This window comes from Devosia sp. Root685 (genome assembly GCF_001427875.1).
GTDB lineage: Bacteria > Pseudomonadota > Alphaproteobacteria > Rhizobiales > Devosiaceae > Devosia.
On record NZ_LMHK01000001.1, the window covers coordinates 1,631,768 to 1,657,088 of the forward strand.

The 25,321-nt window shown below is 61.8% G+C and carries 24 protein-coding genes; 6 read left to right on the top strand and 18 right to left on the bottom strand.

What is annotated here, in order from left to right:
- Positions 1–63: 63 nt before the first annotated feature.
- From mnhG to mbhE, 7 genes are read right to left on the bottom strand one after another with little or no spacing between them, the layout of a single operon-like run.
- Positions 64–417, bottom strand: a complete 354-nt coding sequence (mnhG, locus tag ASD83_RS07780; RefSeq protein ID WP_056309417.1) for a monovalent cation/H(+) antiporter subunit G — start codon at positions 415–417, stop codon at positions 64–66.
- Entirely contained in the window at positions 414–725 is a 312-nt protein-coding gene (locus ASD83_RS07785) for a cation:proton antiporter (RefSeq protein ID WP_082561011.1), read from the bottom strand. The genes mnhG and ASD83_RS07785 overlap by 4 nt, the downstream gene beginning before the upstream one ends.
- The gene (locus ASD83_RS07790; protein ID WP_056309419.1) at positions 722–1,201 is read right to left on the bottom strand and encodes a Na+/H+ antiporter subunit E; all 480 of its coding nucleotides are present in this window, start codon (positions 1,199–1,201) and stop codon (positions 722–724) included. The genes ASD83_RS07785 and ASD83_RS07790 overlap by 4 nt, the downstream gene beginning before the upstream one ends.
- The gene (locus ASD83_RS07795) at positions 1,198–2,775 is read right to left on the bottom strand and encodes a proton-conducting transporter membrane subunit (protein ID WP_056309421.1); all 1,578 of its coding nucleotides are present in this window, start codon (positions 2,773–2,775) and stop codon (positions 1,198–1,200) included. Before ASD83_RS07795 ends, ASD83_RS07790 begins: the two co-directional genes overlap by 4 nt.
- Before the next feature lie 2 nt (positions 2,776–2,777).
- Complete coding sequence (locus ASD83_RS07800; RefSeq protein WP_056309423.1) at positions 2,778–3,155, bottom strand: Na+/H+ antiporter subunit C; 378 nt, start codon at positions 3,153–3,155, stop codon at positions 2,778–2,780.
- Positions 3,155–3,580: an MnhB domain-containing protein gene (locus ASD83_RS07805; protein WP_056309425.1), complete on the bottom strand. Its 426-nt coding sequence runs from the start codon at positions 3,578–3,580 to the stop codon at positions 3,155–3,157. Before ASD83_RS07805 ends, ASD83_RS07800 begins: the two co-directional genes overlap by 1 nt.
- The gene (gene mbhE, locus ASD83_RS07810; RefSeq protein WP_320409097.1) at positions 3,577–5,937 is read right to left on the bottom strand and encodes a hydrogen gas-evolving membrane-bound hydrogenase subunit E; all 2,361 of its coding nucleotides are present in this window, start codon (positions 5,935–5,937) and stop codon (positions 3,577–3,579) included. Before mbhE ends, ASD83_RS07805 begins: the two co-directional genes overlap by 4 nt.
- 229 nt (positions 5,938–6,166) lie before the next feature.
- Here mbhE and ASD83_RS07815 point away from each other — a divergent pair, with 229 nt between their 5' ends.
- The 3 genes from ASD83_RS07815 to ASD83_RS07825 all read left to right on the top strand — a co-directional run bounded on the left by ASD83_RS07815 (position 6,167) and on the right by ASD83_RS07825 (position 9,820).
- A complete protein-coding gene (locus ASD83_RS07815; protein ID WP_056309426.1) occupies positions 6,167–8,248 on the top strand; it encodes a S9 family peptidase in 2,082 nt (693 codons plus the stop codon).
- A 98-nt stretch (positions 8,249–8,346) separates the two neighbouring features.
- Positions 8,347–8,955, top strand: coding sequence for a superoxide dismutase (locus tag ASD83_RS07820; RefSeq protein WP_056309429.1), 609 nt, complete (start codon positions 8,347–8,349; stop codon positions 8,953–8,955).
- A gap of 316 nt (positions 8,956–9,271) precedes the next feature.
- Positions 9,272–9,820 carry a two-component system response regulator gene (locus tag ASD83_RS07825; protein WP_056309432.1) on the top strand — a complete coding sequence of 183 codons (549 nt, stop codon included), beginning with the start codon at positions 9,272–9,274 and terminating at the stop codon, positions 9,818–9,820.
- A 176-nt stretch (positions 9,821–9,996) separates the two neighbouring features.
- On the opposite strand, the gene ASD83_RS07830 is transcribed toward ASD83_RS07825, so the two are convergent.
- Together ASD83_RS07830 and ASD83_RS07835 are read right to left on the bottom strand one after the other, a co-directional pair.
- Complete coding sequence (locus ASD83_RS07830; RefSeq protein ID WP_156385824.1) at positions 9,997–10,539, bottom strand: hypothetical protein; 543 nt, start codon at positions 10,537–10,539, stop codon at positions 9,997–9,999.
- Entirely contained in the window at positions 10,536–12,044 is a 1,509-nt protein-coding gene (locus tag ASD83_RS07835) for a helicase HerA-like domain-containing protein (RefSeq protein WP_056309435.1), read from the bottom strand. Before ASD83_RS07835 ends, ASD83_RS07830 begins: the two co-directional genes overlap by 4 nt.
- A 107-nt stretch (positions 12,045–12,151) precedes the next feature.
- Here ASD83_RS07835 and ASD83_RS07840 point away from each other — a divergent pair, with 107 nt between their 5' ends.
- On the top strand, positions 12,152–13,435 hold the full coding sequence (locus ASD83_RS07840) for a TIGR03808 family TAT-translocated repetitive protein (RefSeq protein ID WP_162249134.1): 1,284 nt from the start codon (positions 12,152–12,154) through the stop codon (positions 13,433–13,435).
- 126 nt (positions 13,436–13,561) lie between these two features.
- Here the strand turns inward: ASD83_RS07840 and ASD83_RS07845 are convergent, their stop codons facing one another.
- The 3 genes from ASD83_RS07845 to ASD83_RS07855 form a co-directional block, all read right to left on the bottom strand.
- Complete coding sequence (locus ASD83_RS07845) at positions 13,562–14,560, bottom strand: asparaginase (protein ID WP_056309439.1); 999 nt, start codon at positions 14,558–14,560, stop codon at positions 13,562–13,564.
- A 114-nt stretch (positions 14,561–14,674) separates the two neighbouring features.
- Entirely contained in the window at positions 14,675–15,013 is a 339-nt protein-coding gene (locus ASD83_RS07850) for an SH3 domain-containing protein (RefSeq protein WP_056309441.1), read from the bottom strand.
- Between the two features lie 104 nt (positions 15,014–15,117).
- A complete protein-coding gene (locus tag ASD83_RS07855; protein ID WP_056309443.1) occupies positions 15,118–15,537 on the bottom strand; it encodes a hypothetical protein in 420 nt (139 codons plus the stop codon).
- A 236-nt stretch (positions 15,538–15,773) separates the two neighbouring features.
- Here ASD83_RS07855 and ASD83_RS07860 point away from each other — a divergent pair, with 236 nt between their 5' ends.
- On the top strand, positions 15,774–16,637 hold the full coding sequence (locus tag ASD83_RS07860; protein ID WP_056309445.1) for an NAD-dependent epimerase/dehydratase family protein: 864 nt from the start codon (positions 15,774–15,776) through the stop codon (positions 16,635–16,637).
- Between the two features lie 208 nt (positions 16,638–16,845).
- On the opposite strand, the gene rhaM is transcribed toward ASD83_RS07860, so the two are convergent.
- The 6 genes from rhaM to ASD83_RS07890 form a co-directional block, all read right to left on the bottom strand.
- Entirely contained in the window at positions 16,846–17,178 is a 333-nt protein-coding gene (gene rhaM / locus ASD83_RS07865) for an L-rhamnose mutarotase (RefSeq protein WP_056309446.1), read from the bottom strand.
- Complete coding sequence (locus tag ASD83_RS07870) at positions 17,175–18,176, bottom strand: ABC transporter permease (protein ID WP_056309448.1); 1,002 nt, start codon at positions 18,174–18,176, stop codon at positions 17,175–17,177. Before ASD83_RS07870 ends, rhaM begins: the two co-directional genes overlap by 4 nt.
- 190 nt (positions 18,177–18,366) lie before the next feature.
- A complete protein-coding gene (locus tag ASD83_RS07875) occupies positions 18,367–19,347 on the bottom strand; it encodes an ABC transporter permease (protein WP_056309449.1) in 981 nt (326 codons plus the stop codon).
- Positions 19,344–20,849: a sugar ABC transporter ATP-binding protein gene (locus tag ASD83_RS07880; RefSeq protein WP_056309451.1), complete on the bottom strand. Its 1,506-nt coding sequence runs from the start codon at positions 20,847–20,849 to the stop codon at positions 19,344–19,346. The genes ASD83_RS07875 and ASD83_RS07880 overlap by 4 nt, the downstream gene beginning before the upstream one ends.
- A gap of 159 nt (positions 20,850–21,008) precedes the next feature.
- Positions 21,009–21,995: a rhamnose ABC transporter substrate-binding protein gene (gene rhaS, locus ASD83_RS07885; RefSeq protein ID WP_056309452.1), complete on the bottom strand. Its 987-nt coding sequence runs from the start codon at positions 21,993–21,995 to the stop codon at positions 21,009–21,011.
- Between the two features lie 34 nt (positions 21,996–22,029).
- Complete coding sequence (locus ASD83_RS07890) at positions 22,030–22,827, bottom strand: DeoR/GlpR family DNA-binding transcription regulator (RefSeq protein ID WP_056309455.1); 798 nt, start codon at positions 22,825–22,827, stop codon at positions 22,030–22,032.
- Positions 22,828–23,167: 340 nt separating this feature from the next.
- Here ASD83_RS07890 and ASD83_RS07895 point away from each other — a divergent pair, with 340 nt between their 5' ends.
- Positions 23,168–25,264 (top strand): bifunctional rhamnulose-1-phosphate aldolase/short-chain dehydrogenase, encoded by a 2,097-nt coding sequence (locus tag ASD83_RS07895; protein WP_056309457.1) that lies wholly within the window; start codon positions 23,168–23,170, stop codon positions 25,262–25,264.
- Positions 25,265–25,321 lie beyond the last annotated feature (57 nt).

Sequence of the window (25,321 nt, forward strand, 5' to 3'; positions counted from 1 at the left end):
AAGTCTGTTTACTGCCGCAGGCAACTGCCGCTAATCCAATTAATTGGAAGCATTGCAGATTATTCATGCGCCGGAATTTTGTTCCAATCGTGTCTTGAGATCGTCACGCAGCGTACTTTCATGCGCATGATAACCCGCAATATAACTAGCGCGGGCAAGGAGATGCGCAGAGACGGGCGTAGTCAAAAGCACGAAGATAACGCCGATGATTGCGCGTAATGCCACCGCGGCGTCCATGCTGACCATGGCAACGGCGAGAAGAATTAATCCACCGCCAACTGCGCCTGCCTTGGAGGCGGCGTGCATCCGCGTGTAGAGATCAGGCAAGCGGACCACACCGATGGCGGCGAGAAGCGTGAAAATCGCCCCCAGAATCAGCAAACCGCCTCCAAGACAGAGTGCGATATCGCCGATCATGATTGCGCCTCCATTGCGGCAGCGTCGGCCTTGAGGCCGCGTCGCAAAATGTAGCGGGCCAATGCCACGGTCGCGAGGAAGCCGAGCAGCGCCAGGGCGATGGCAATGTCGAGATAGAGCATGAGCCCGGTCCGCACGGCAATGGCGCCGACAAACCCCATCACCACCACCGTCATCAGGTCCAGCGCCAGCACCCGGTCCGGCAGGGTCGGGCCAATAACGATGCGGACGATCGAGACGAGCAGCGCGAGCCCCAAGAGAACCAGGGCGATCATGCTGGCGAGATCGACAAAAGCCAACGCGCTCACTCGAACACCTCCTTGATCTTCTTTTCAAAGCCATTTGCGATCCCGGCGATCATGGCCGTATCGCTGTCCATGCTCAGCGCATGGACGTAGAGAACCGAGCGGTCCTCCGCCACGTCCACGGTCAGTGTGCCGGGCGTGAGCGTGATCATATTGGCCAGAAGCGTAATTTCGGCGTCCGATTTCACGGTCAATGGTACCGCGACGATGGCTGGCTTCAGGGCCGATTTGAGATCGGGACGCAAGACGATCAGCGCAACAGTGATGGCGCTGACCATCAATTCGTAGAGAAAAAGCCCGATCAGCGAGAGCACCTTGCCCGCCTTGCCCAGCGCTCCCTGCTGGTGGATCGAATAGCGCAGAATGAGAAGCGCGCCGCCGCCGATGAGGCCGCCAAAGAGCAGGTTCAGGCCGGAAAAATTGCCGGTTATGCCGGCCCAGCCGAGCGCGAGAATGACCACCAGAAAGGCGCCGCTCATGGTTCAACTCCCGCCAGGCCCACCGCCTCGACATAGCGGCCGGGATCGACAATATCGGCCGCCGCCCGTTGCCCCACCTCGATCAGCGGATTGGGCCAGAGCCCGATCAGGACCACGCCTGCGACCAGCGCGCTGACCGCGCCGAAAGCCAGCCGCACCCGCGGCGTCGGCGCCACAAGCGCCATCGGCTCGCCCGAAGCCGGCTGGCCCTCCGGACCATTGCGCCAGAACACGTGCGACCAGAGCCTTGTGCCGGCAATCAGCGTCAGCACCGCATTGATGACCAGCGCCACGACCACGGCGCCGCCCACCCAGCCCAGTTCGGCATCGGCCACGCCCGCTTCGAGCAGCAGCAATTTCGGCCAGAAGCCAAGGAAAGGCGGCACGCCGGCAACGGCAAGAATAAGCACGAAGAACAGGATCGAAAGCGGCGCGCTGGCGGCATAGAGCCCGCCCATTTGCCTCGTATCGCTGGCCCCGGTCCGCTTTTCGACAAGCCCCACAACCATATAGAGCGCCGTCATGGCGAGGATGGCGTGGAAAATGTAGATACCGGCTCCGGCAATGCCGATGACATTGGGCAGCGACAGGCCGGCCAGAATGGCGCCGATACCGCCGATGACGAAAAAGCCCACCGCCCGGCGCAGGTGCGTTTCGGCAATGGCCCCAAGCGGCGCGATCACCAGCGTCGCAATCGCCAGCACGGCCAGCACCGGCTCCAGCACATCGCGGCTATCGGGCAGGATAGCAACCAGCGAGCGCAGTAGCGCATAGGCGCCAACCTTGGTGAGCAGCCCCGCAAAGAGCGCTGAAACCGCCGCGGTCGGCGTGTGATAGGAGGCCGGCAACCAGGCATTGAGCGGAAAGGCCGCCGCCTTCATGCCGAAGGCGAGCAACAGCAGCGCCGCGATCCCCGTCATCGCCGCCCGATTAGCCTCGGGCGCCACCCGCATGATGTCGGCCATGTTGAGCGTGCCAAGAAGGCCATAGGTCAGCCCGAGCGCGAGCAGAAACAGCGTCGTCGCGAGGAAATTGAGGAAGCCATATTTCACCGCACCATCGAGTTGCAGCGGCGTGCCGCCCGAAACGATGAGACCAAAAGAGGCGATCAGCATCACCTCGAACCAGACATAGAGATTGAACAAGTCGCCGGTCAGAAACGATCCCGTCACGCCAGCCAACAGCAGCAGAACCATGGAATGGAAGCCATCCCGCCCCTCATTCCCCTCGCGGTCGATCTCGGCATAGAGCACGACCACCAGCGTCACGACGGCAGCCGCCAGTGCAAAGGCGGCACCAAAGAGATCGGCCGTCAGGCTGATGCCGAAAGGCGGCAGCCATTTGCCCATGGTCATGCTCAACGGCCCCTCGCTCAACACGTCAAGCAGCAGGCTGATTTCGCAGGCGATGATAGCGAGAATGACCAGCACGGCGCCCAGCACCGGCAGACGATTGCTGCGCCGCACCACCAAAAGCGCGGCGGCGCCCATCAGCGCCAGCACGATGGGCAGCACCAGCACCCAGTCGGCGGCGCGGGTTACAGTGTCGATCATGGCCTGAGGAAGCTCTGTCATGGTCAGTAGCTCAGCGGCGGCTGGGGCGCATTTTCCGGCTCAGCCAGGCGCATGGTGTCGGTATTGTCGGCGTCGAGGCTTTTATAGGCACGGAATGCCAGCACCAGCAGGAAGCTGAACATGGAAAAGCCGATGACGATGGCGGTCAGGATCAGCGCCTGCGGCAGCGGATTGGCAATCGGTCCCATGGGGACATCGAGCCCCGGCGGCACGATGGGCGCCACTTCGCGCGTCACCCGCCCGGCGGTAAAGATCAAGAGGTTTACCCCATTGCCCAGAATGGTCATGCCGATCAGCATGCGGATCACCGAGCGCGAGAGCAGCAGGTAAATTCCGAGCGAAACGAAGACACCGACCAGTGCGGCGAGGACATAGTCCATCACAAATCCTCCTCGCGGTCGCTTTCGAGCGCCAGGGCGATGGCCGAGAGCGTGCCGAAAACAACGAAATAAACCCCGATATCGAAAAACATCGGCGTCGAGAGCGGCACCACGGTTTCGCCAAGATCGAGATAGAGCCAGATCGAGGTCATGAACGGCGCTTCGATAAAAAGGCTCAACAGCCCCGAAAGACCGGCCAGCAAGACGCCAAACCCGGCAATCGCCAGCGGATCGACTTTTAGCGCCCGCCGCACCGCCGGCACGCCCGACGCCATGCCGAACACCGCAATGGACGCCGCCCCAATCAGTCCGCCGATGAAACCACCGCCCGGCTCATTGTGCCCACGCAGGCAAATGTAGACGGAAAACACCAGCATGGTCGCGACGATCAGCGGCGCCGCCGTGCGGAAAATGACCGTGTTCATGGCCCCACTCCCTCCGCCTTTTTCCGTCGCCGCAACAGCGCCAGAATGGCGATGCCCGCGCCCATCACCACCGAGATTTCGCCCAACGTATCAAAACCGCGATAGTCGACGAGGATGACGTTGACGATATTGGCGCCGTGAGCGATCGGCACGCTGGTGGCCGTGAAGAAATCCGATAGCCGCGTGTCGAGCGCGCCGCTCAGCACCAGCATGAGCAAAAGGCTGACCCCGGCCCCGCAAACCACGGCCAGCGTTCCGTCGCGCGCCCAGTCCTCGAACGGCCGGTGATCCCTAGCATCAAGCCTGAGATTGGTCATGACGATGGTGAGGATCACCACTGACAGAATTTCCACCATCAACTGGGTAAAGGCCAGGTCCGGCGCCCCGAACAACAGGAAGATCAGTGCCAGCGCAGTGCCCTGAATGCCGAGCGAGAGAATGGCGATAAGCCGGCTCTGGGCAATCAGCACCGCGGCCAATCCCAGCACCGCCAGCAGCACCACGCCCCATTCGTATGGGCGCAGATCCGGCAGGACGAGGCGCTTGGACCAATCGCCGAGATCAGCCGTCGGCACGATCCAGTCGAAACCACCCAGCGCCAGCATGGGCCAGAACAGCGCCACCGCCAGCACAACGAAGACCAGAACGAGATAGTGTTCGAGCTTACCGTGATGGAGGAAGCGCGTCACCGATGCGGCAAAACGAATAAGGCCAAACATGACGGCATCGAAAACCGTGTCGGCGTTCCAGCCAAGGCCAGCACTCAGACGCCGCAACACCGTGCGGATGGCATAGGCCTGCCGGAACACGACAATGCCGAGCAACCAGGTCAGTGCCGAAAGCCAGATCAGCGGGCTCGCCAGATCAAGCGCCAGCGTCAAGTGCGGCTCGACCCCATGCCCCAGAATGGCCGTCGCACCCGGCGCCAACACATCATGGCCCAGCCAATCGGGCAGGAGGCCGGCAACCACACCCATGCCACCAAGCAGGATCGGTCCCGCCAGCATGGCCACGGGCGCCTCATGCGGTGATTTCGGCACCGGCAGGGCGTCGCCGAGGAATGGCTTGACCATCACCACCAACGCCACGCCGGCCAGCAGCGCATTGCCGGTTACCAGCACAGCCAGCACCAGCCACATGGCCCAGCCGCCCCCGACCAGCGCCAGATACATTTCTTCCTTGGCAAAATAACCGACGGTCAGCGGCAGGCCGATCATCGATAGCGCCGCCAGCGCCGCGCCGATAAAGCTCACCGGCATCTTGTCGGCCAATCCGCCGAGCGCGGTAATATCGCGCGTCCCCGCCCCGTGATCGACGGCGCCCGCTACCATGAACAGCCCCGCCTTGTAGCAGGCATGCGCCACGAAATAGACCAGCATGGCCGCAATCGCCGCCTCGCTGCCAAGCCCGATCAGCAGCACCAGCAAGCCCAGCGACGCGATCGTCGTCTGCGCCAATATCTGCTTGAGATCGGTCTCCTTAAGCGCGCCCAGCGCGCCCCAGATCAGCGTCACCCCGCCAAAAGCCACCAAGAGGCCAGTCCAAACATCGGTCCCGCCCAGAACCGGCGTCATGCGCGCGAGGAGATAAACACCCGCCTGCACCATGGTCGCCGAATGCAGAAAGGCCGACACAGGCGTCGGCGCCTCCATGGCATTGGGCAACCAGAAATGCAGCGGAAACTGCGCCGATTTGGTGAACGCCGCGCCCACGAACAGCGCCAGCACCAAAACATAAAGCGCTGATTCCTTCAGCACGCCTTCGAGCCCGCGCAACTCGCTCAAAAGCCAGGTGCCCGACAGATGCTGCGCGAGGATGACGCCAACAAGCAGGCACATGCCCCCGATATTGGTGATCACCAGCGCCTGAATGGCCCCACGCCGCGCTGCCTGCCGATTATGATCAAAGCCGATCAGCAGGAAGGAGGTGATCGAGGTCGCCTCCCAGAACATGAACAGCGCCAGCATATTGTCGGCCAGCACGAGGCCCAGCATCGAGCCCATGAACGCGAGGAGATAGCCGAGAAACCGCCCCTGATGCGGATGGCCTTTCAGATAGGCCCCGGCATAGAGCACGATCAGCGCGCCAATTCCGGCAATGGTCAATGCGAAGACCAGGCTCAGCCCATCGAGGAAGAACGCGAGCGTCAGTCCATAGGACGGCACCCAGTCGATGGCGGCGGCGATGGTCCCGCCCCCGACGACCGGCTCGCCCAACCTGATCAGCAGCATGAAAATGCCCGCCGGCGCTATCGCCAGAATCCACGCCGAATAGCTGCCGGCAAGGCGGTGAATGAAAGGCGCCAGAATTGCCGCGAGGAACGGCGCCAGAGCCACGAGGGCAATACTTGCGTCCAAGGACAGCCCCACTCAGCCCCTCCCCAATGTGCCAGTCGGTCTTCGATTTTCCCAGAGAACCTTAACCATGACACCCCGGAGGACAAGCCAAATCGGACCGGCAGCGTCGATAGTTGCGGATATCTGCAAAGGCCGTCGCCCCTCTGGCAATCGCGGGCCGGGCGGCCTATGTCCTTGTGACCCTTTTGCGGCCGTAAAACTCCGCACCTCAAAAAACTGCGGAAAGACGATGAGCCCGACCACTCCCCCCAAAGCCAAGCGCGTGCCCCATAGCCACACCCATCACGGCGTGACCCGTGAAGACCCCTGGGCGTGGCTGCGCGCCGACAACTGGCAGGAGGTAATGCAGGCCCCCGAAACGCTCGACCCCGAAATTCGCGGATATCTCGACGCCGAAAACGCTTACTACGAAGACCAGTTCGGCAAGCCGACCGCCGCGCTGCAGGACAAGATCTACAAGGAAATCCGCGGCCGCATCAAAGAGGACGATTCCGGCATTCCCTCGCCCGATGGTCCCTGGGCCTATAATTCGCGCATGCTCGAAGGCAAGCAGTACCCACAGGTCGTCCGCACCCCGCGCGGAGGCGGCGCCGAAACCGTGCTGCTCGATTGCAATGTGGAAGCGGGCGAAGACTATTTCGGCTTTGCCGGCGCCGACCACGACATGAGCCACCGCTATCTCGCCTGGGCCGCCGACCGCGCCGGCTCGGAATATTACGACATCGTCGTGCGCGATCTCGAAACCGGCGTCGACAGCGCGGACGTCATCAAGGACACCGCCGGCTCCTATGTCTGGTCCAATGACTCCAGCGCCATCTACTACACCGAATATGACGACAACCACCGCCCCTATCGTGTGCGCCGCCACGATATCGGCACCGCGCAATCCGCCGATCCGATCATCTACGAAGAATCAGATCCTGGCTTTTTCGTCGGCGTGGGCAAAACGCAAAACGACAAGTTCATCGTCATCGACGCACACGATCACCAGACCTCGGAAGTCTATCTGATCGACGCCGAAAAGGGCGGCGCGCCCGTCATCGTCGCCCCCCGCCTCACCGATCGCGAATATGATGTCGAGGAACGCGACGGCCTCCTCTATATCCGCACCAATGCCGATGGCGCCGAAGACTATAAGGTCGTCACCGCCCCGCTCGACAATCCCGGCGCTGACAACTGGACCGACCTTATCGCCCATCGCCCCGGCGTGCTGGTGCTCGATACCATCGTCATAGCAAACCATCTCCTGCGCCTCGAACGCCAGGACGGTCTCCCGCGCATCGTCGTCCGCGACCTCACGACCGGCAAGGAAGACGTCGTCCGCTTCGAGGAAGAGGCTTACGCCCTCGGCATGTCGGTCGGCTACGAATTCGACACCACCGTCTTCCGCCTCTCCTATTCTTCCCCGACGACGCCCAACCAGGTCTTCGACGTCGATCTCGCAACCGGCGCGCGCACTCTCCTCAAAACCCAAGAAGTCCCCTCGGGCCACGACCCCGCGCACTACGAAACCCACCGCATTTTTGCCAAGGCGTCAGACGGCGCCGAAGTCCCCGTGACCCTCCTCTACAAGAAGGGCACAAAACTCGACGGCTCCAACCCGGCGCTTCTTTACGGCTATGGCGCCTATGGCATGTCCATGCCAGCGTCGTTCTCCGTCTCGGTTCTGTCGCTCGTCGATCGCGGCTTCGTCTATGCCATCGCCCATATTCGCGGCGGCATGGACAAGGGCTATGCCTGGTACAAGAACGGCCGACGCGAGCATAAGACCAACACGTTCACCGATTTCATCGCCGCTGCCGAAGCGCTGATCGCCGGCGGCTATACCCAAAAGGGCAAGATCGTCGCGCAGGGCGGGTCGGCCGGCGGCATGCTGATGGGCGCCGTGGCCAATCTCCGCCCGGACCTCTGGGCCGGTGTCATCGCCCAGGTGCCCTTCGTCGATGTGCTCAACACCATGCTCGACGACACCCTGCCGCTGACCCCGCCCGAATGGCCCGAATGGGGCAATCCCATTACCTCGGAAGCGGACTACACCCGCATCGCCGCCTACGCCCCCTATGAGGCGGTATCGGCCCAAAACTATCCGCCGATTTTCGCCCTTGCCGGCCTCACCGATCCGCGCGTCACCTATTGGGAGCCCGCCAAGTGGGTCGCCAAACTCCGAGCAACCGCAACGGGGGATGCGCCATTATATCTCAAGACCAATATGGGGGCCGGCCACGGCGGGGCCTCGGGTCGCTTTGATCGGCTCAAGGAAACCGCCCAGTGCTACGCCTTTGCCATAAAGTCAGCGGGATTAGACGGTTAGTTCACACCCCGTCATTGTTGCGCCAAGCCAAAGTGCTTATAACTCTTCGATAATTCCAGTTTCGCTTTAGCGTCATCTTTCCTGAAACGGAGGCTACCATGTCCACCAAGTTTACCCTGCCGCCCTTGCCCTACGCTTACGACGCCCTGGGCCCCTACATGTCGGCCGAGACGCTTGAGTTCCACCACGACAAGCACCACCAGGCTTACGTCACCAATGGCGAAAAGCTCCTGGAAGGTTCGGGCCTCGAAATCCTGCCGCTCGAAGACATCGTCAAGGAATCCTTCGGCAAGAATGCCGGCCTCTTCAACAATGCCGGTCAGCACTACAACCACGTGCACTTCTGGAACTGGATGAAGCCCAATGGCGGCGGCAAGAGCCTGCCGGGCAAGCTTCAGGCTGCTGTCGATTCCGATCTTGGTGGTTTTGAAAAGCTCCGCGCCGATTTCATCGCCGCCGGCACCACTCAGTTCGGCTCCGGCTGGGCCTGGATTTCGGTCAAGAACGGCAAGCTCGAAATTTCGAAGACCGCCAATGGCGAATCCCCGCTCGTTTATGGCGGCAAGCCGATCCTCGGCGTCGACGTGTGGGAACACTCCTATTACATCGACTACCGCAATGCCCGTCCGAAGTACCTCGAAGCCTGGTTCGATAACCTCGTCAATTGGGAACACGTCGAGCTGCTGTTCGAAGAAGCTACGGCTTAAGCACCCCCAATACTTTCGGCTTTGCCCTCAACCCGCCCGCGCTCTGCGCCGGCGGGTTTTGTTTAACTCCCGAGAACACCCCCTCCCAGCCTCCCCCATCAAGGGGGAGGTGAAGGGATTGTGGTTGTGGAAATGGGCTGCCCCAAACTCGATCAGCACCTCCCCCTTGATGGGGGAGGATGGGAGGGGGTGACCGGCACACTCCATCTCAGCCACCGATTAACTTTCCCAAGAATATCCGCGACTTGGGGGAACCCCCACCTTCAAATCACCTTTGGTCCGTGTTAACGATCCATTTACCACGAGGGGAAATGCATTGTCGTCACGGCCAAAAACGGTCGCCATTCTGGCCGCCAACCCTGCGCTGACTTCTGTGCTGACCATGGTGTTGGCCGGCGATACGCGGCTGCGCGTGCGCCCCTTCGAGAGCGAAGCCGAGCTTTTCGCCTATATGCGCATCGCCCCGCTCGACATGTTGGTCGTCGATTTTGACCGCGAAGGCCGCCCGGCCTATGAAATGGTCGAAGCCATCCGCTTGGATGCTCGTTTCGTCAGCCGCGAATTGCCCGTCATCGCCCTCACCCGCAGCATTACCCCGCCGATGCGCCATCAGGCGATCAGCGCCGGCATCGATGAAGTGCTGGTCAAGCCCATGTCGCCGCGCCACCTCTTGCAGCGCGTGCAGGCCCGCTTGATCAATCGCAGCGTCATCGGCCTTCTCGGCTCCGGCTATCGCGGCCCCGAACGTCGCGACCGCGTGCCGCTCTCCAAGCCCCAGCCCCAACCGGCTCGCCGCGCGACCGACAATGTCGTCCCGCTCTTCCCCGACCGCCGCAAGCCCATGCACCCGGGGCTAGAGCCGTAGGCCGAGCGGCTTCCGGCGCCTAAGCCGACTTCATCCCCCAGTAGACCTCATCCTGAGGTGCGAAGCGCCAGCGTAGCCTCGAAGGACGAGGGCGTGCCACGATGGCTCCACTCGCTCGCCCCCGTGGTTCGAGGCTTTGCTCGCGCAAAGCACCTCACCATGAGGGCTTTTGGGAGCTACCGCTTCTGCTCCAGCACCCAGCTGACCTTGTTCCACAAATCCTCAACCGAATCCGCGAACTGCACATTCCGGTCATAACCGCCAACCGAGTGCGACAGCACATCGCCGGCAAAACCCCTCACCGCTTCAAAGGCCCGGTGACGATTGAGCATGACCACAGGCTTGGCCCGCCCCTTTGTCGATGCCCAGCTCCCGAACAGGGCCGAAATCGAGGCCAGCGAGCCCGGCAAGGCCACCAGCACTTGCGCCTCTTCGGCAAAGAGGGCATGCCGCGCCTGGCGCTCCGGCACGATCCGCACCGGCATGTCCGACACGGTGGGCGGCAAGGTCGCATCGGCGTCGGCCAGAACCGACACCACACCGCCCGCCGTCTTTGCCGCCGTCATCAGCGGCAGTGGCCCAACACCATTCTCCCATAGGCACAAAAGCTGTGCGCCGCGCCGGGCAAACAGCGTTCCCGTCTGGCTCATCAGGCTGGCGCGTTCCGGATCGCCCGGCCCCTTGTCCGAGGCGAAAATGCCGATGACCGCCATGCTCATCGACCCTTCATGCTGCCCAGAATGCCGCGAACGATGGCATTGCCGAGCTTGTTGGCCACGGTGCGCGCAAAGGAGTTCATCGCCGCTTCGGCCGGCGTCTGCCGGCTCGACGTGCGTCGCGGCTGGGCGGCGCGTTCTTCGCGCGCCTGTTCCTTGGCAACCCGCTCCTGGGTGGCCCGATCATCCGCATCGTATTTGGCCCGTTCCTCCGCCAATTGCCGATCGCGCGTCCGCCGCTCCAGGATTTCAAAAGCCGATTCACGATCGACCACCGTGTCATAGAGCCCACCGACCGGCGAATTGGCCATGATCGCATCGCGCTCTGCCGGATTGAGCGGCCCCACCTGCGCCGAAGGCGGCCGGATCAGCGTCCGCCCGACCATGGACGGAATGCCCTTGTCTTCAAGCACCGACACCAGCGCCTCGCCAATGCCCAATTGGGTGATCACTGCCTCGGTCGAAAAATCGGGATTGGGGCGGAAGGTTTCCGCTGCCACCTTCACCGCCTTCTGCTCGCGCGGCGTATAAGCGCGCAGGGCATGCTGCACGCGATTGGACAGCTGCGCCAAAACGGCTTCGGGAATATCGATGGGGTTCTGGGTCACAAAGTAGACGCCGACGCCCTTGGAGCGGATCAGTTTTACAACCTGCTCCACCTTGTCGATCAGCGCCTTGGGCGCATCGTCGAACAAGAGATGCGCTTCATCGAAGAAGAACACCATTCTGGGCTTATCGGGATCACCGACTTCGGGCAGTTGCTCGAAGAGTTCGGAGAGCAGCCAGAGGAGGAAGGTCGAATAGAGCCGCGGCGATTGCATCAGTTGGTCGGCCGCGAGGATCGAAATGAACCCGCGCCCATCCGTATCGACCCGCATCAGATCGGCAATTTCCAGCGCCCGCTCGCCGAAGAAATTATCGGCGCCCTGCTGTTCGAGCACCAGCAAGGCCCGCTGAATGGACCCGATGGAGGCCGTCGCCACATTGCCGTAGCGCGCCGAAATATCCTTGGCCCGCTCCTGAATATTGACCAGCATGGCGCGCAGGTCCTTGAGGTCGAGCAGCAACAGCCCTTCCTCGTCGGCAACGCGGAAAGCGACGTTGAGTACGCCTTCCTGCGTGTCGTTGAGATCGAGAATACGGCTCAGCAGCACCGGTCCCATTTCCGAGATCGTGGCGCGAACCGGATGTCCCTGCTTGCCGAAAAGATCCCAGAAAATCACCGGAAAGGCGTCATTGGTGTAATCGGTAAAGCCGATTTCCTCGGCCCGCTTGGTCTGCCATTCCTGGATCGGCTGGCCCTTGGCCACGCCCGACAGATCGCCCTTGATATCGGCAGCAAAGACCGGCACGCCCGCTGCCGCAAAACCCTCGGCCAGCGCCTGCAAGGTAACGGTCTTGCCCGTGCCCGTCGCCCCGGTCACGAGGCCATGGCGATTGCCATATTTGAGGCTCAGATATTCCGGCCGCGTGCTCGTGCCGAGATAGATCTTGCCGTCCACGAGCATGTCGTCACCTCTTTGGTCTTCTAAACTCCTGTCCGTTATAGCCAAAGCCGTTCACCACGTCTTTGGGTTTTGCTCGCCCCATGCGCCAAAGCTGGCAGAATGAGAGCATGCGCCAGAAAATTCAGATCACCCGTCGCCATGCCCTAGCCGGTCTCACCGCCCTCGCCGTCGGCCTGCCCATGGCCGCAGAGGCGCAGACCGTAGATCTTGTTGCGGACAGCGACGCCGACCAGAGCGCGGCGCTGCAAGCAGCGCTCGATGGCGCCAGTGGCCGCCTCACCCTCCCCGCCGGCCGCTTCCGCGTCAGCAATATCAGTTTCCCGGCCGGTTCCGTGGTCGAAGGCGTGCCCGGCGCCACCTGGCTCGTCGCCTCGGGCACAGCCATTGGCGGGTTCCTGCACCAGTCGGGCCTCGTTCTGCGCGACATCGGCTTTACCGGCGATAGCGGCAGCGACCCGCTCTTCGGCATCCAGGGTGCCGACAATGTCACCCTCGAGCGCTGCCGCTTTTCTGAAAGCCCCGGCATCGCCCTCTCGCTGTTCCAGAGCGCCGCGACGATCCGCGATTGTGATTTCGAAAACCACGGCGACGCCGCGATCCATTCCCTCGACAGCACCGGCCTCCTCGCCAGCGGCAATACCATTTCGGGCTGCGGCAATGCCGGCATCCGCATCTGGCGCAACGAGGCGGGCCCCGATGGCTCGATCCTCGTCAACAACCGCATCAGCAAGATCGACTGGCGCCAGGGCGGCAATGGCCAGAACGGCAATGGTATCAATGTCTACCTCGCCGACGAAGTGGTCGTCGCCGACAATCACATTTCCGACTGCGCCTTCACCGCCGTGCGCCTCAACACCACCAAAAACTGCCAGGTCACCGGAAACATCTGCCGCACCTGCGGCGAGGTCGCGATTTTCTCGGAATTCGGCTTTTCCGGCTCGATCATCGCCGACAACGTGGTCGACGGCGCCGCCACCGGCATTTCCATCACCAATCTCGACAGCAATGGGCATCTGGCCGTCTGTTCGGGCAATATCGTGCGCAATATCTCGCCCAAATCCGCGGTCAATCCGGACACGGTACCAGTCGGCATCTATGTCGAAGCCGAAGTCGCCGTCACCGGCAACGTGGTCGAAAACGTCCCCGGCGTCGCCATCGCCGCCGGCTTCGGCAGTTTCATGCGCTCCGTCGTCATCACCAGCAACGTCGTCTATGCCAGCAATATCGGCATCGGCGTTTCCGTCGCCGAAGGCGCCGGCAAGGTGCTGATCGCGGACAATATGGTGCACGAGCCAAGCGTCGGCGAAATCGTCGGGCTGAAATGGACCGAGGTTGCGGAAACCGACCTGAGGGCCGTAGTGGACCGCTACCCACACGTGACGATCCGGTGAGCCGCGGGCCTCTAGACCCTCCAAAAACACGGCGTCATTCCCGCGCAAGCGGGAATCTCTGTTTCGGCGCGAGAGATTCCCGCTTTCGCGGGAATGACGCGGTGGAAGCGGGGCGTCAACCCACCCCTAAAAAGCCGCCCGCACTTCCCCCACCACGGCCTTGCGCACATTCACCGTCGGCTGCCGCGCAAAACCCTCAAGCACCGCTCTCTGCCCCGCATCCGGCTCGGCAAATTTCAGCAGCAGTCCCGCAACCATAGCCTGGCTCGCCGCCATATTGCCGTCGTCGCATTTGAGCGCATAACCCCAACCTCTGTCGCGAATGGCGCCACATTGCACGCCTTCCGCGCCCCCCTTTTGCATGACGCGGCCGCCAAAGGCCTCCATCACCAGCGTATCGAGATGCCCCGTCCCCGCCACCAGATGCGGATGTTTCGTCGCCGCATCGAACAGCGCCCGCGCCCCCGCCGCATGCCCGGCATCGAGCCCCTCGCCCGTCGCCATGCGCACAAAACCATGCGCCCAGGCCCGGAGCGGCGCCGCCCAAGTGGGAATGGAACAACCATCGGTGCCGCAACGATCTTCCGTCAGCCCCTCGCCGATCACCAGCTCCACCGCCGCGCGCACCGCGCGCTGCACATCATGCTCGCGCTTCACATAGTCCGTCGTCGGCACGCCCATGGCCAAAGCCACGCTCAACATGCCCGCATGTTTCCCCGAGCAATTGTTATGAAGCGCACTCGGCTCCTCCTGCCGCGCCCGCAGCGCCTCGCGCGCCGCCCCATTGGTCGGCTGATGCGCGCCGCATTCGAGATCGGCCACCGACAAACCCATGCGCCCGAGGAAATTGGCGACATTGGTCACATGGTCGTCTTCGCCGTGATGGGATGCACAGGCCAGCGCCAGTTCCTCGCTCGAATGATGAAACCGCTCGACCGCGTGCCGATCAAAAATCGCGAGAGCCTGCATGGATTTGATCGCCGAGCGCGGAAAGACCGGCCGCTCGATGTCGCCCGATGAGGCGATCACCCTGCCGCTCGCATCCATCACCACAAAGGCGCCGCGATGGCGGTTTTCCACCCAGTTGCCGCGCACGGCTTCGGCGAGAACGGGATTGGCATCCATGACAAAAAACTCCGGCCCTGACTGTCCCTTTGGAACAGTGCAGAGCCGGAAAAGTCAATGCATGGGTAGGAGGCAGGCACGTCAGGTCACGCCGGGCAAACGGCGCTTGGAAAATCAGATGTCCCAGTCTTTCATCGGGGTCAGAAAGCGCGAATTGACCCAGCCGCTGACATTCTGACGCTCGACGAGGCACCAATCGGCACTCTTGGGAACGGTAATGCAGCGCTCGACCCAGACCGGCGTACCGGGCGCAAAGGCGCCGATCTTCTGGGAATAGCTGGCTGGCCACTTGCGCACATTCAGCTGGTCCCAATGGGCGACATTGCTGACCCGCGCCATCTTGTCGACGGAATAACCGGCTGCCATGGCGGGCTGCACGGCAAAGCCGGCGGCTGCGGTGACGACCAGGCCACAGAGCGTGGCGACCAGTACCTTTTCCTGTGACTTGTTCATTTTCACGACCCTCAGGGAATTTCGTTGTTGGGGCCAGATTGCCCCGCCCCGATTGAACCCACCCTGATGGGCGGGTTCAGTTTCCGTTCATAAAACGTGCGGGTTCAGTTCATGTCGCGCTGCAGGACATAGAGAACGATGCTGTCATGGGCGCCGAAGCGCAGCGACACCACGTCATTCTGGTCGTATCCCTTGGCGGTCAGCGCCGCCATCAGCGTCGCGTTGCGGGCAATCGGCGCGCGCAGGTGGTTCACATTGCCATTCGCAAAGATCGCGCCATAGGCGTTCTTGCCGGACACAGTCAGGTCCTCGCAGATCGCCTGCAGACCAACGCGATTGCCCTTGATCGCGGCGATATCGGCCTGATGAACGCTGCGCATATGGCCCACCATTTCTTCGCAATTGGTGGGCGAGGGCGAAGGAGCGGGATGGTTCGGCCCGCCGGCGACCTGGGCGGCGCTGGTCATGACAGAGGTCAGGGTGAACATGCCGGCAACGATGGCAAAAGTGGTGGTCTTGAGCATTTTGTTTCTCCAGTTTGGGTTCGGCATCCGCCCCTCGCGGACCGCCTGAGGTTTCGATGGCTTGGCATCGAGCATGGCGGGGTTATGAGCCCCTGCCTTTGAACCCGCCCTGAGAGCCGCATTCATCTTCCGTTAACCGGCAAAACCCCGGACGCCGAGCGTCATTCGGTTGGCAGAAAGCCAAATTCCGCATAGGTTCGGACAACAAAATCAGCGTGTAAAATGAGGAGGTTCGGATGAAAAAGGTGCTGGTGACCGGCGGCAGCGGCAAGCTTGGCCGCGCCGTGCTGCGCGATCTCGTCGCCCATGGCTATGATGTCCTCAACATCGACCAACAGGCCCTCAGCGAACCGATCTGCCCCTCGGTCAGGATCGATCTCACCAATTTCGGCGAAGTCGCTTCGGCCATTCTCGGCGGCGTCGATGAGCGCGGCGGGCCGTTCGACGCGGTCGTCCATCTCGCCGCCATTCCCGCGCCGGGCCTTGCCGCCAACGCGAAAACCTTCGCCAATAATGTGCCGACGACCTACAATATCTTCGAAGCCTGCCGCCTCGCCAAAATCAAGAACGTCGTCTTTGCCTCGAGCGAAACCGTGCTCGGCCTGCCCTTCGACACGCCCCCGCCCTACGCCCCGGTCGATGAGGACTATTTCCCGCGCCCCGAAAGCGCCTATTCGCTGGGTAAACTGCTCGACGAAACCATGGCCGCCCAGTTCTGCCGCTGGGATCCGGAATTGCGCATTGTCGGCCTCCGGTTCTCAAACGTCATGTACCCGGAAGACTACGCCGCCTTCCCCGGCTTCGACAGCGACCCCAAAAAGCGCAAATGGAATCTCTGGGCCTATATCGACGCCCGCGACGGCGCCCAGGCCGTCCGCCGCTCCCTCCAGGCCGATTTCAAAGGTTTTGAAGCCTTCATCATCGCCAATGCGGATTCGGTCATGACCCGCTCCAACATTTCGCTCCTCGCCGAAGTGTTTCCCGGCGTGCCGCAAAAGGGAAACATCCCCGCCAATGGCACCCTGCTCTCAATCGAGAAGGCCAAGCGGATGCTGGGCTATTCGCCGCAGTTTTCGTGGCGGAATGAGGTGGGGAAATAGGGGCAAGGCCCCCCATCACCGCGTCATCCCCGCGAAAGCGGGGATCCTGCCTCCAAATAGAGATTCCCGCTTTCGCGGGAATGACGCCGTGGATGACCGCGGCCCGAGAGCTACCGGCAGATCCCTCCCCCTACCAGGCTCCGACCCGTCCCGCAGGGCAAACTGCTCCAGTGGAGCAGTTTGAGGCGAGGAGGCTAGGTGGGGGTGGTCACTTCATCCAGAAAACAGGCACCAGATCCACCGACACCGGCTCGTTCTTCTCGTTCGTCGCCATCACATCGGCCATATGCGCCCACCAGCGCTTCATAACTTCAGTCTGTGGCAGGTCTTCCATCGTGTGATCCACCCGGCGCCACAACACGCCGAACAGCGTGTTGGTCTCTTCGTCGAGGTGAATGGAATAATCCTTCACCCCCGCCTCGTGCAGCAGATCGACCAGTTCGGGAAAAATCTCGTCGTGGCGCTTTTTATATTCCGCCGCCATGCCGGGATTGAGATGCATCTTGAAGGCGTGCTTTTCGTAGCCTGAATCTTCGATCATGCTTTGCGCTGCCTCCACATGCGGAACAGAATCGGCAGCGCGATCACCACGATCAGCAGCGCACCGATGAAAATCGACATCACGATCCCCGGCACATTGAGCAGCCCGAGCCCGAAGGTCACAAGGCCCATGATCAGCGCCGCCAGCACCACGCCGACAATGGTGCCCGACCCGCCAAGGATCGACACCCCACCGAGAACCACCATGGTCACCGCTTCAAGCTCAAAGCCCTGCGCGATGGATGGCCGGGTCGAGCCCAGCCGCGCCGTCAACAGCACCGCCGCCATGCCGCTCATCAGACCCGTCAGGCAGAACAGCACGAACTTGATGCGATCGACGCGCACGCCGGAAAACCGCGCCGCCGTCGCATTATTGCCGATGGCAAAGACCCTGCGGCCGAAATTGGTGTGGTGCAGCAACACATAGAAGATGACGGCGCAGACAAGGAACAGCACCAGTTCGAACGAGATCACCCAGAACACATAGCCCTGTCCGAACCAGGAAAAACTGGCCGGATAGCCCTTAAAGCTCTGATCGCCGAGGACGATATAGGCCACCCCGCGAAAGAGGCTCATCGTGCCGATGGTCACGACGATGGAGGGCAGTTTCAGCCCGGTCACCAAAAACCCATTGAACGCCCCGCACAGAATGCCGACGCCAATCCCCACCCCCACCAGCACGGGCGTATCCGCCCCCGCCTGCAGCGCCAGGCCCATGAGCGTTGAGGCCAGCGCGATGATCGAGGCCACCGACAGGTCGATTTCACCGGTGATGATGACCAGCGCCATGGCCAGCGCAATCAGCGCCTTCTCGGTGAAGTTGAACGTCATGTCGCTCAAGCTCCACTCATTGAGGAAGTAGGGCGAGGCAAACGAATTGGCGATGAAAATGGCCAAAGCCACGAGGATAAGCAGGCTTTCCCAGCTCAGCACGGCGGATTTGACGGGGTTGTCGAGCCGATCCGGAAGCTGGCGGCCGGTTGCGGTCTGGTCGGTCATGCGGCGGCTCCCGGCGCGAGAGTGGAAATGGATAGGGTTGAGCGTGCCGCCACCCCCTCCCGGCCTCCCCCATCAAGGGGGAGGTGCAGGGACGGTGTATGAGGCAAAATCTCGCCCCCAACTCGATGCGACACCTCCCCCTTGATGGGGGAGGTTGGGAGGGGGTGATGCGATGTTGCGGCTATGCTCATCATGCCCCCGCCTCCGCCTTCTTGAGAATAATCCGCCCCTTGGTCCGTTCACTCCGGCCATTGAGCACCACGGCGATCAGGATCGCCGCCCCCGAAATCGCCATCTGCCAGAACGGCGAAACCCCAATCACCGGCAGGGCATTATTCACAACCCCGAGGAACAGCGCCCCAAGCAAGGCTCCGGCCACAGTGCCGATGCCTCCAGCAATCGACACCCCACCAATGACGCAGGCAGCAACGATGGTCAGTTCATAGCCGCCGGCCACCTCCACCGAGGCGATCACATAGCGCGAAATCCAGAGATAGCCGCAGAGCCCCGAAATGGCGCCCGCCAGCACGAAAGCCAAAAACTTGGTCCGCCCCACATTGATGCCGGTGTAAACCGCCGCCGTGGGATTGACGCCGATGGCATAAAAGGCCCGGCCCGCCGCCGTGCGGGTCATCAACAGGTAGACGAGCGCCGCCACGACAATGGCAAACCAGCTCAGGATCGGCAGGCCGAGGAAAGAGCCGCGCTGAAGCTGGATGAAATCCTGGCTCATCTGCGCCGCGTTGACCCAGGCGCCGCCCGAAATGACAAAAACGAGGCCACGGAAAATTGTCAGCGTGCCGAGCGTCACGACGATGGGCGGAATATCGAGCTTCCAGACGAGGATACCGTTAAAGGCCCCCAGCGCCGAGCCGATCACCACCGACCCGGCGATCAGCAGCGGGATCGGCACGCCGGGTGCCGCCGCATTGATCATGGCGACAATCATCCCCGTCAGCGCCAGATTGGACGCCATCGAAAGGTCGATGGAGCGGGTCAGAATGACCGCCATCTGCCCCATCGCCAGCATCATCAGAATGGATGTGTCGTTGAAAATCGTAAGCAGGTTGCCCGGCTGGGAGAAGCGCGGGAAGCGCAGGGTCACGAGCGCGATGACGGCTAGAATGCCGAGTGCCAGCCAAAGCTCGCGGGTCTTGAAAAGCCGGGTCATGCCGCTTTCCCTTCAGCGATACCAGCCGCCAGACGCACCAGCGTCTCGGGCTGCAAATTCTTGTTTTCAAGCGTCTCGATAATCAGCCCCTCGCGCATGACAACCACCCGGTCGCTCATGCCCAGAATTTCCGGCAGCTCCGACGAAACCATGATCACCGAGAGCCCCTGGCTCACCAGTTCGCCCATGAATTCATGCACTGCGGCCTTGGACCCGATGTCGATGCCCTTGGTCGGCTCATCGAGAATGATCACCTTGGGCAGCGTCGCGAGCCATTTGGCGATGACGACCTTCTGCTGGTTGCCGCCCGACAGCGTCGACACATTCTGGCTCAGGGACGAAGCGCGCAGGTCCAGCCGCTCGGTATAGGTCCGCGCCAGCTTGTACTCCTCCGCCATGCGGATGAAGCCACGAGAGCTGGTCTTGTCCAAACTCGGCAGCGACACATTTTTGAAGATCGGCTCGCCGGTAATGACCCCCTGCTTGCCGCGCTCTTCGGGCACATAGACGATCCCCGCCTCGACCGCATCGGCTGGCGATTTCGGCGCAATGGCCTTGCCATCGAGCACCATGGTGCCCGACGCAATCTGCGTCATGCCGAACACGGCCTGCATGACTTCCGAACGCCCGGCGCCCACCAGCCCATAAAATCCAAGAATCTCGCCCTTCTTCACGGCGAAGGAAATATCCTCGAATTCGGTCGGATGGCTCAGCCCCTTCACCTCAAGCACCGTCTCGCCAATCGTGGCACTGCGCGGGGGGAAGATATGGTCCACAGAACGCCCGACCATGAGCTTGACGATCTCGTTTTCCGGCGTGTCCTTGATGAACCCCTTGCCCACCATTTCGCCATCGCGGAACACGGTGAACCGGTCGCAGATGCGGTAGATTTCATCGAACTTGTGCGAGATGAAGAGAATGGCTTTTCCATCCTTCTTCAGCAGTTCGACGAGGACATAAAGCTCCTCGATTTCCTTCTGGCTGAGAGCTGCAGTCGGCTCGTCCATGATGACAACCTGCGCATCGACGGAGAGCGCGCGCGCCACCGCGACGAGGTGCTTCTTGGCAATGCCCAGTTCTTTCAGAGGAATACCGGCATCGATCCCCGCCGCCATGGAATCGAGCGTCTTCTGCGCCTCCGATTTCATGGTCTTCCAGTCGATCAGGCCAAACCGATTGCGCGGCGCGTGCCCGAGATAGATGTTCTCGGCAACGCTGAGTTCATCAAACAGCACTGTTTCCTGATGGATCGCGGTAATCCCCGCCGCCGTCGCCGAAATGGCCGTCGGCAGGCTCACGACCTTCCCCCCAACGCGGATTTCGCCTTCGTCGGCCTGGTAAATCCCGGTCATGGTTTTCACCAGCGTCGATTTACCCGCGCCGTTCTCGCCGATCAGCGCCGTCACCTGCCCAGGAAACAGCTCAAGCGACACATTGTGCAGCGCGCGAACACCGGGAAAGCTCTTGGAAATACCCGTCAGGGTCAGGATGGGGTCTGTCATTTACGTGTGTGTCCTTAGCCGCCGGCCGCGGCATCGATCACCACGTCATTCCCGCGAAAGCGGGAATCTCAATCGCCGAAAAAGAGATTCCCGCTTTCGCGGGAATGACGCCGTGGTTTGAGAGGGCCCGGCACCGAAGCGCCGAGCCCAGATTGAAAATTAGTAGATCTTCGAAAACTCTTCGATGTTGGACTTGTCGAACTGGAACGGGGCAGCCATGGCGGCCGAGTTCGTGTCGTCGAGCGTCACTTCGCCGACCTTGCCGATCGAGAAGACCGCACCGGGCTTGGCTTCTTCGCCCTTGATCAGGTCATTGGCGAGGTAGACAGCCGAGTAGCCGAGGTCGATCGGGTTCCACAGAGCCACGGCCTGGCTCGCACCATTGTCGATGAACTGCTTGAACTCGGACGGCAGGGCGAGACCCGTGACGTTGATCTTGCCGATCAGGTTCTGGTCGGTGACAACCTGAGCCGCAGCAACGACGCCAACGGTGGTCGGCGCGATGATGGCCTTGAGGTTGGGATAGGCCGCGATCAGGCCGCGGGCTTCTTCCGTCGACTTCACCGAATCGTCATCGCCATAAACGGTCGCGACGAGGTTGATGTTCGGGAACTTCTCGGGAATGACCGCCTTGGCCGCTTCGATCCAGGCATTCTGGTTGGTCGCGGTGGACGCAGCCGAGAGAATGGCAACGTCGCCGCCTTCAGGCAGGTAGTCCGCCGCCAGCTTGATGATGGTTTCGCCGATCAGCGCGGTTTCAGACGGGTTGAGGTGGATCTGGCGGCCTTCGGGGGCAACGCCGGAGTCCCAGGACACAACCTTGATACCGCGCTGCATGGCACGCTGCAGAACCGGCACCAGAGCGTCGGGATCATTGGCCGAGATGGCGATGGCGTCGACCTGCTGAGCGATCAGCGAGTTGACGACTTCGATCTGGGCTTCGGCCGTCGCGGCGGTCGGGCCGGTATAGATGACCTCGATGCCGCCGAGTTCGGCCGCCGCTTCCTGGGCGCCCTTGTTGGCGGCGTCGAAGAAGCCGTTGCCGAGCGATTTGACGACCAGCGCGATGCGGGTCTGGGCATAGGCCGGCACGGCCAAGAGGATTGCCGCGGCAGCCGTTGCTGCCATCAGTTTGAACAGTTTCATAAGAGTCCCTCCCTGGGATGATCTGCGTTTTTTCTCATGCCACCGCGGCGGCCTGAGCAGTCGTGTCCGCGACGATGAGTTTCACGCCTGCCGTTTCCAGCATTTGGCGATCTTCGTCGCGGATGCCGCTATCGGTAATGACAGCGGCAATTCTATTGAGCCCGCACAAGATAAGACTTGAGCGGCCCATGAATTTGGAAGAGTCGGCAAGAACGATCAGCTCGTCCGCCTGCCCGATCAGCCCAAGCTCGGATTGCACGACCATGGGGTCGGCCTCCATCAGCCCATGGGCGCCGATCCCCTGACAGCCGATGAACATGCGCTTGGCATAAAAGTGTGATGCCACCACCCCGCCAAAGGGCGAGAGGATGACGTTCTGCTCGCGATAGACCGTACCGCCGGGAATGACGACAGGGTTGCGCGAGTTGTGAATGAGGTACTCCGCAATCGCAAAGGAGTTGGTGAAGACGCTGACCCGCTTGTTCGTCAGGTAATGCACCATCTGATAGGTCGTCGTGCCGCCATTGATGATGATCGGCTCGCCATCGCTGCACAAATCTGCAGCAGCGCGCGCGATTGCTCGTTTTTGAGCAATATTGATCGTTTCATTGACGGAGAAGGGCCGCCCCACCAATCCGCCCTGTTCCGGCGGGTTGATCGCCTCGGCGCCGCCACGCACCCGGCGCAGTTTGCCCTGCTCATCGAGCGAGGCGATATCCCGGCGGATCGTGGCTTCCGAAGAGCCTGTCACTTCACACAATTCAGCCACCGTCACCACGGGGTGCGATTGTGCAGCGGCTAAAATAACGCGGTGGCGTTCCGTTTCGTGCAAGGCTGATACTCCCTGAACGCAGTGCTTTCACTCTTTCCAAGCAGAGTCAATCATCAATCGACATGTTTCGGTCATAACCGCGCACGAATGACGATACATGATCGTTTCTGATTGACAGCGTATACCGTTCTATGGCCATCTCCGGCCAAATGTACCTGCGGGCTTCAAGGACTTCTTGAAAGCACCCCACCCCCGATTGTCACCCCGGCGCAGGCCGGGGCCCATCCTGAGATCTCGAGATGGATCCCGGCCTGCGCCGGGATGACAGCGGTGGGTGGGGGCAGAACTCAGCCAACCGGCGCATCCGGTGATGCGCTCACTACCTTCGGGAGGAACTTCCATGTCCACCGCGCCCAAGCGCCTTGAAAACAAGTGGGACGACGCAAAAGCTGCAGCGATGAGCGAGCCGGAGCGTCTGGTCTACCGTTCGAACATCCTCGGTTCGGACAAGCGCGTCACCAATTACGGCGGCGGCAATACCTCCTCCAAGATCATGCAGAAAGACCCTCTTACGGGCGAGATGGTCGAAGTCCTGTGGGTGAAGGGTTCGGGCGGCGATAGCGCCTCGATCAAGCTCGATGGCTTTTCGACGCTTTATATGGACAAGCTCCGCGCCCTCAAGGGTCTCTACCGCGGCCTCGAGCACGAAGACGAAATGGTGGGCTACCTGCCCCACGCGACGTTTAACCTGAACCCGCGCGCCGCTTCCATCGACACCCCGCTCCATGCCTATGTGAACCACCCTTACGTGGACCACATGCACCCCGACGCGATCATCGCCATCGCCGCCTCCAAGAATTCCAAGGAACTGACCAAGCAGATCTTTGGCGACAGCATCGGCTGGTTGCCGTGGAAGAAGCCGGGTTTTGAGCTCGGCCTGTGGCTCGGCAAATATTGCGAAGAGAACCCCAATTCCAAGGGCCTGATCCTTGAGAGCCACGGCCTCTTCACCTGGGGCGATACCCCCAAGGAATGCTACGAAACCACCATCGGCATCATCAATCAAGCCATCGAATGGTTTGAAAAGGAAACCGAGGGCAAGACCATTTTCGGCGGCCCCGCCACAGAGGCGCTCGATGCCGACGCCCGTCGCGCCGTTGCGGCCAAGCTGATGCCAAAAATCCGCGGCTTCATCTCCGAAGACAGCCACAAGCTCGGCCACTTCGACGATAGCGCTGCCGTGCTCGAATTCGTCAATTCCAGGAACCTGCGTCCGCTGGCGGCTCTCGGCACCTCCTGTCCCGACCATTTCCTCCGCACGAAAATCCGCCCGCTGGTCATCGACTTCGACCCGGCCAACCCCGATGTTGACGCCGTCATCGCCGGTCTCGATGCCCAGATCGCCGCATACCGCGTCGACTACCAGGCCTATTACGACCGCTGCAAGCACGACAATTCGCCCGCCGTGCGCGATCCCAATGCCGTCGTTTACCTGATCCCCGGCGTCGGCATGCTGACCTTCGCCAAGGACAAGGCCACCGCGCGTATCTCCGGCGAGTTCTATGTCAATGCCATCAACGTGATGCGCGGCGCCTCGACCGTCAGCGAATACCAGGGCCTGCCCGAGCAGGAAGCCTTCGACATCGAATATTGGCTCCTTGAAGAAGCCAAGCTCGCTCGTATGCCCAAGCCAAAGTCGCTCGCTGGCAAGATCGCCCTCGTCACCGGCGGCGCCGGCGGCATCGGCAAGGCGACGGCCGCTCGTCTCCTCCGCGAAGGCGCCTGCGTCGTCATCGCCGATATCGACCAGACCGCGCTCGACAGTGCCACCGCCGAACTGTCCGGCGTCTTCGGCGCCGATTTCGTTCGCCCGGTGAACATCAACGTCACCAAGGAAGAGCAGGTCCTCGCCGGTTTCGCCCACGCCGTGGTCGAATTCGGTGGCCTCGACATTCTCGTGTCCAACGCCGGCCTTGCCTCCTCGGCGCCGATCGAAGAGACCTCGCTCGAACTCTGGAACAAGAACATGGACATCCTGTCCACGGGCTATTTCCTCGTGAGCCGCGAAGCCTTCCGCCTGTTCCGCCAGCAGAAAATCGGCGGCAATGTCGTCTTCGTCGCGTCCAAGAACGGTCTCGCCGCTTCGCCCAACGCTGCAGCCTATTGCACCGCCAAGGCCGCCGAAATCCACCTGGCCCGCTGCCTTGCCCTCGAAGGCGCGGAAGCACAGATCCGCGTCAATGTCGTCAATCCCGACGCCGTGCTGCGTGGCTCGAAGATCTGGGCCGGCGAATGGCTCGAGCAGCGTGCATCGACCTACAAGACCGACAAGGACGGCCTTGAAGAGATGTATCGCCAGCGTTCCATGCTCAAGCGCTCCGTCTTCCCCGAAGACATCGCCGAAGCCATCTACTTCTTCGCCTCGGAAGCCTCGGCCAAGTCCACCGGCAACATCATCAACGTCGACGCCGGCAACGCCCAGTCGTTCCCGCGGTAAGCACAGAGAGGCCCCCTCACCCGTCTCGGCCTGCGGCCGATCCACCCTCTCCCCAAG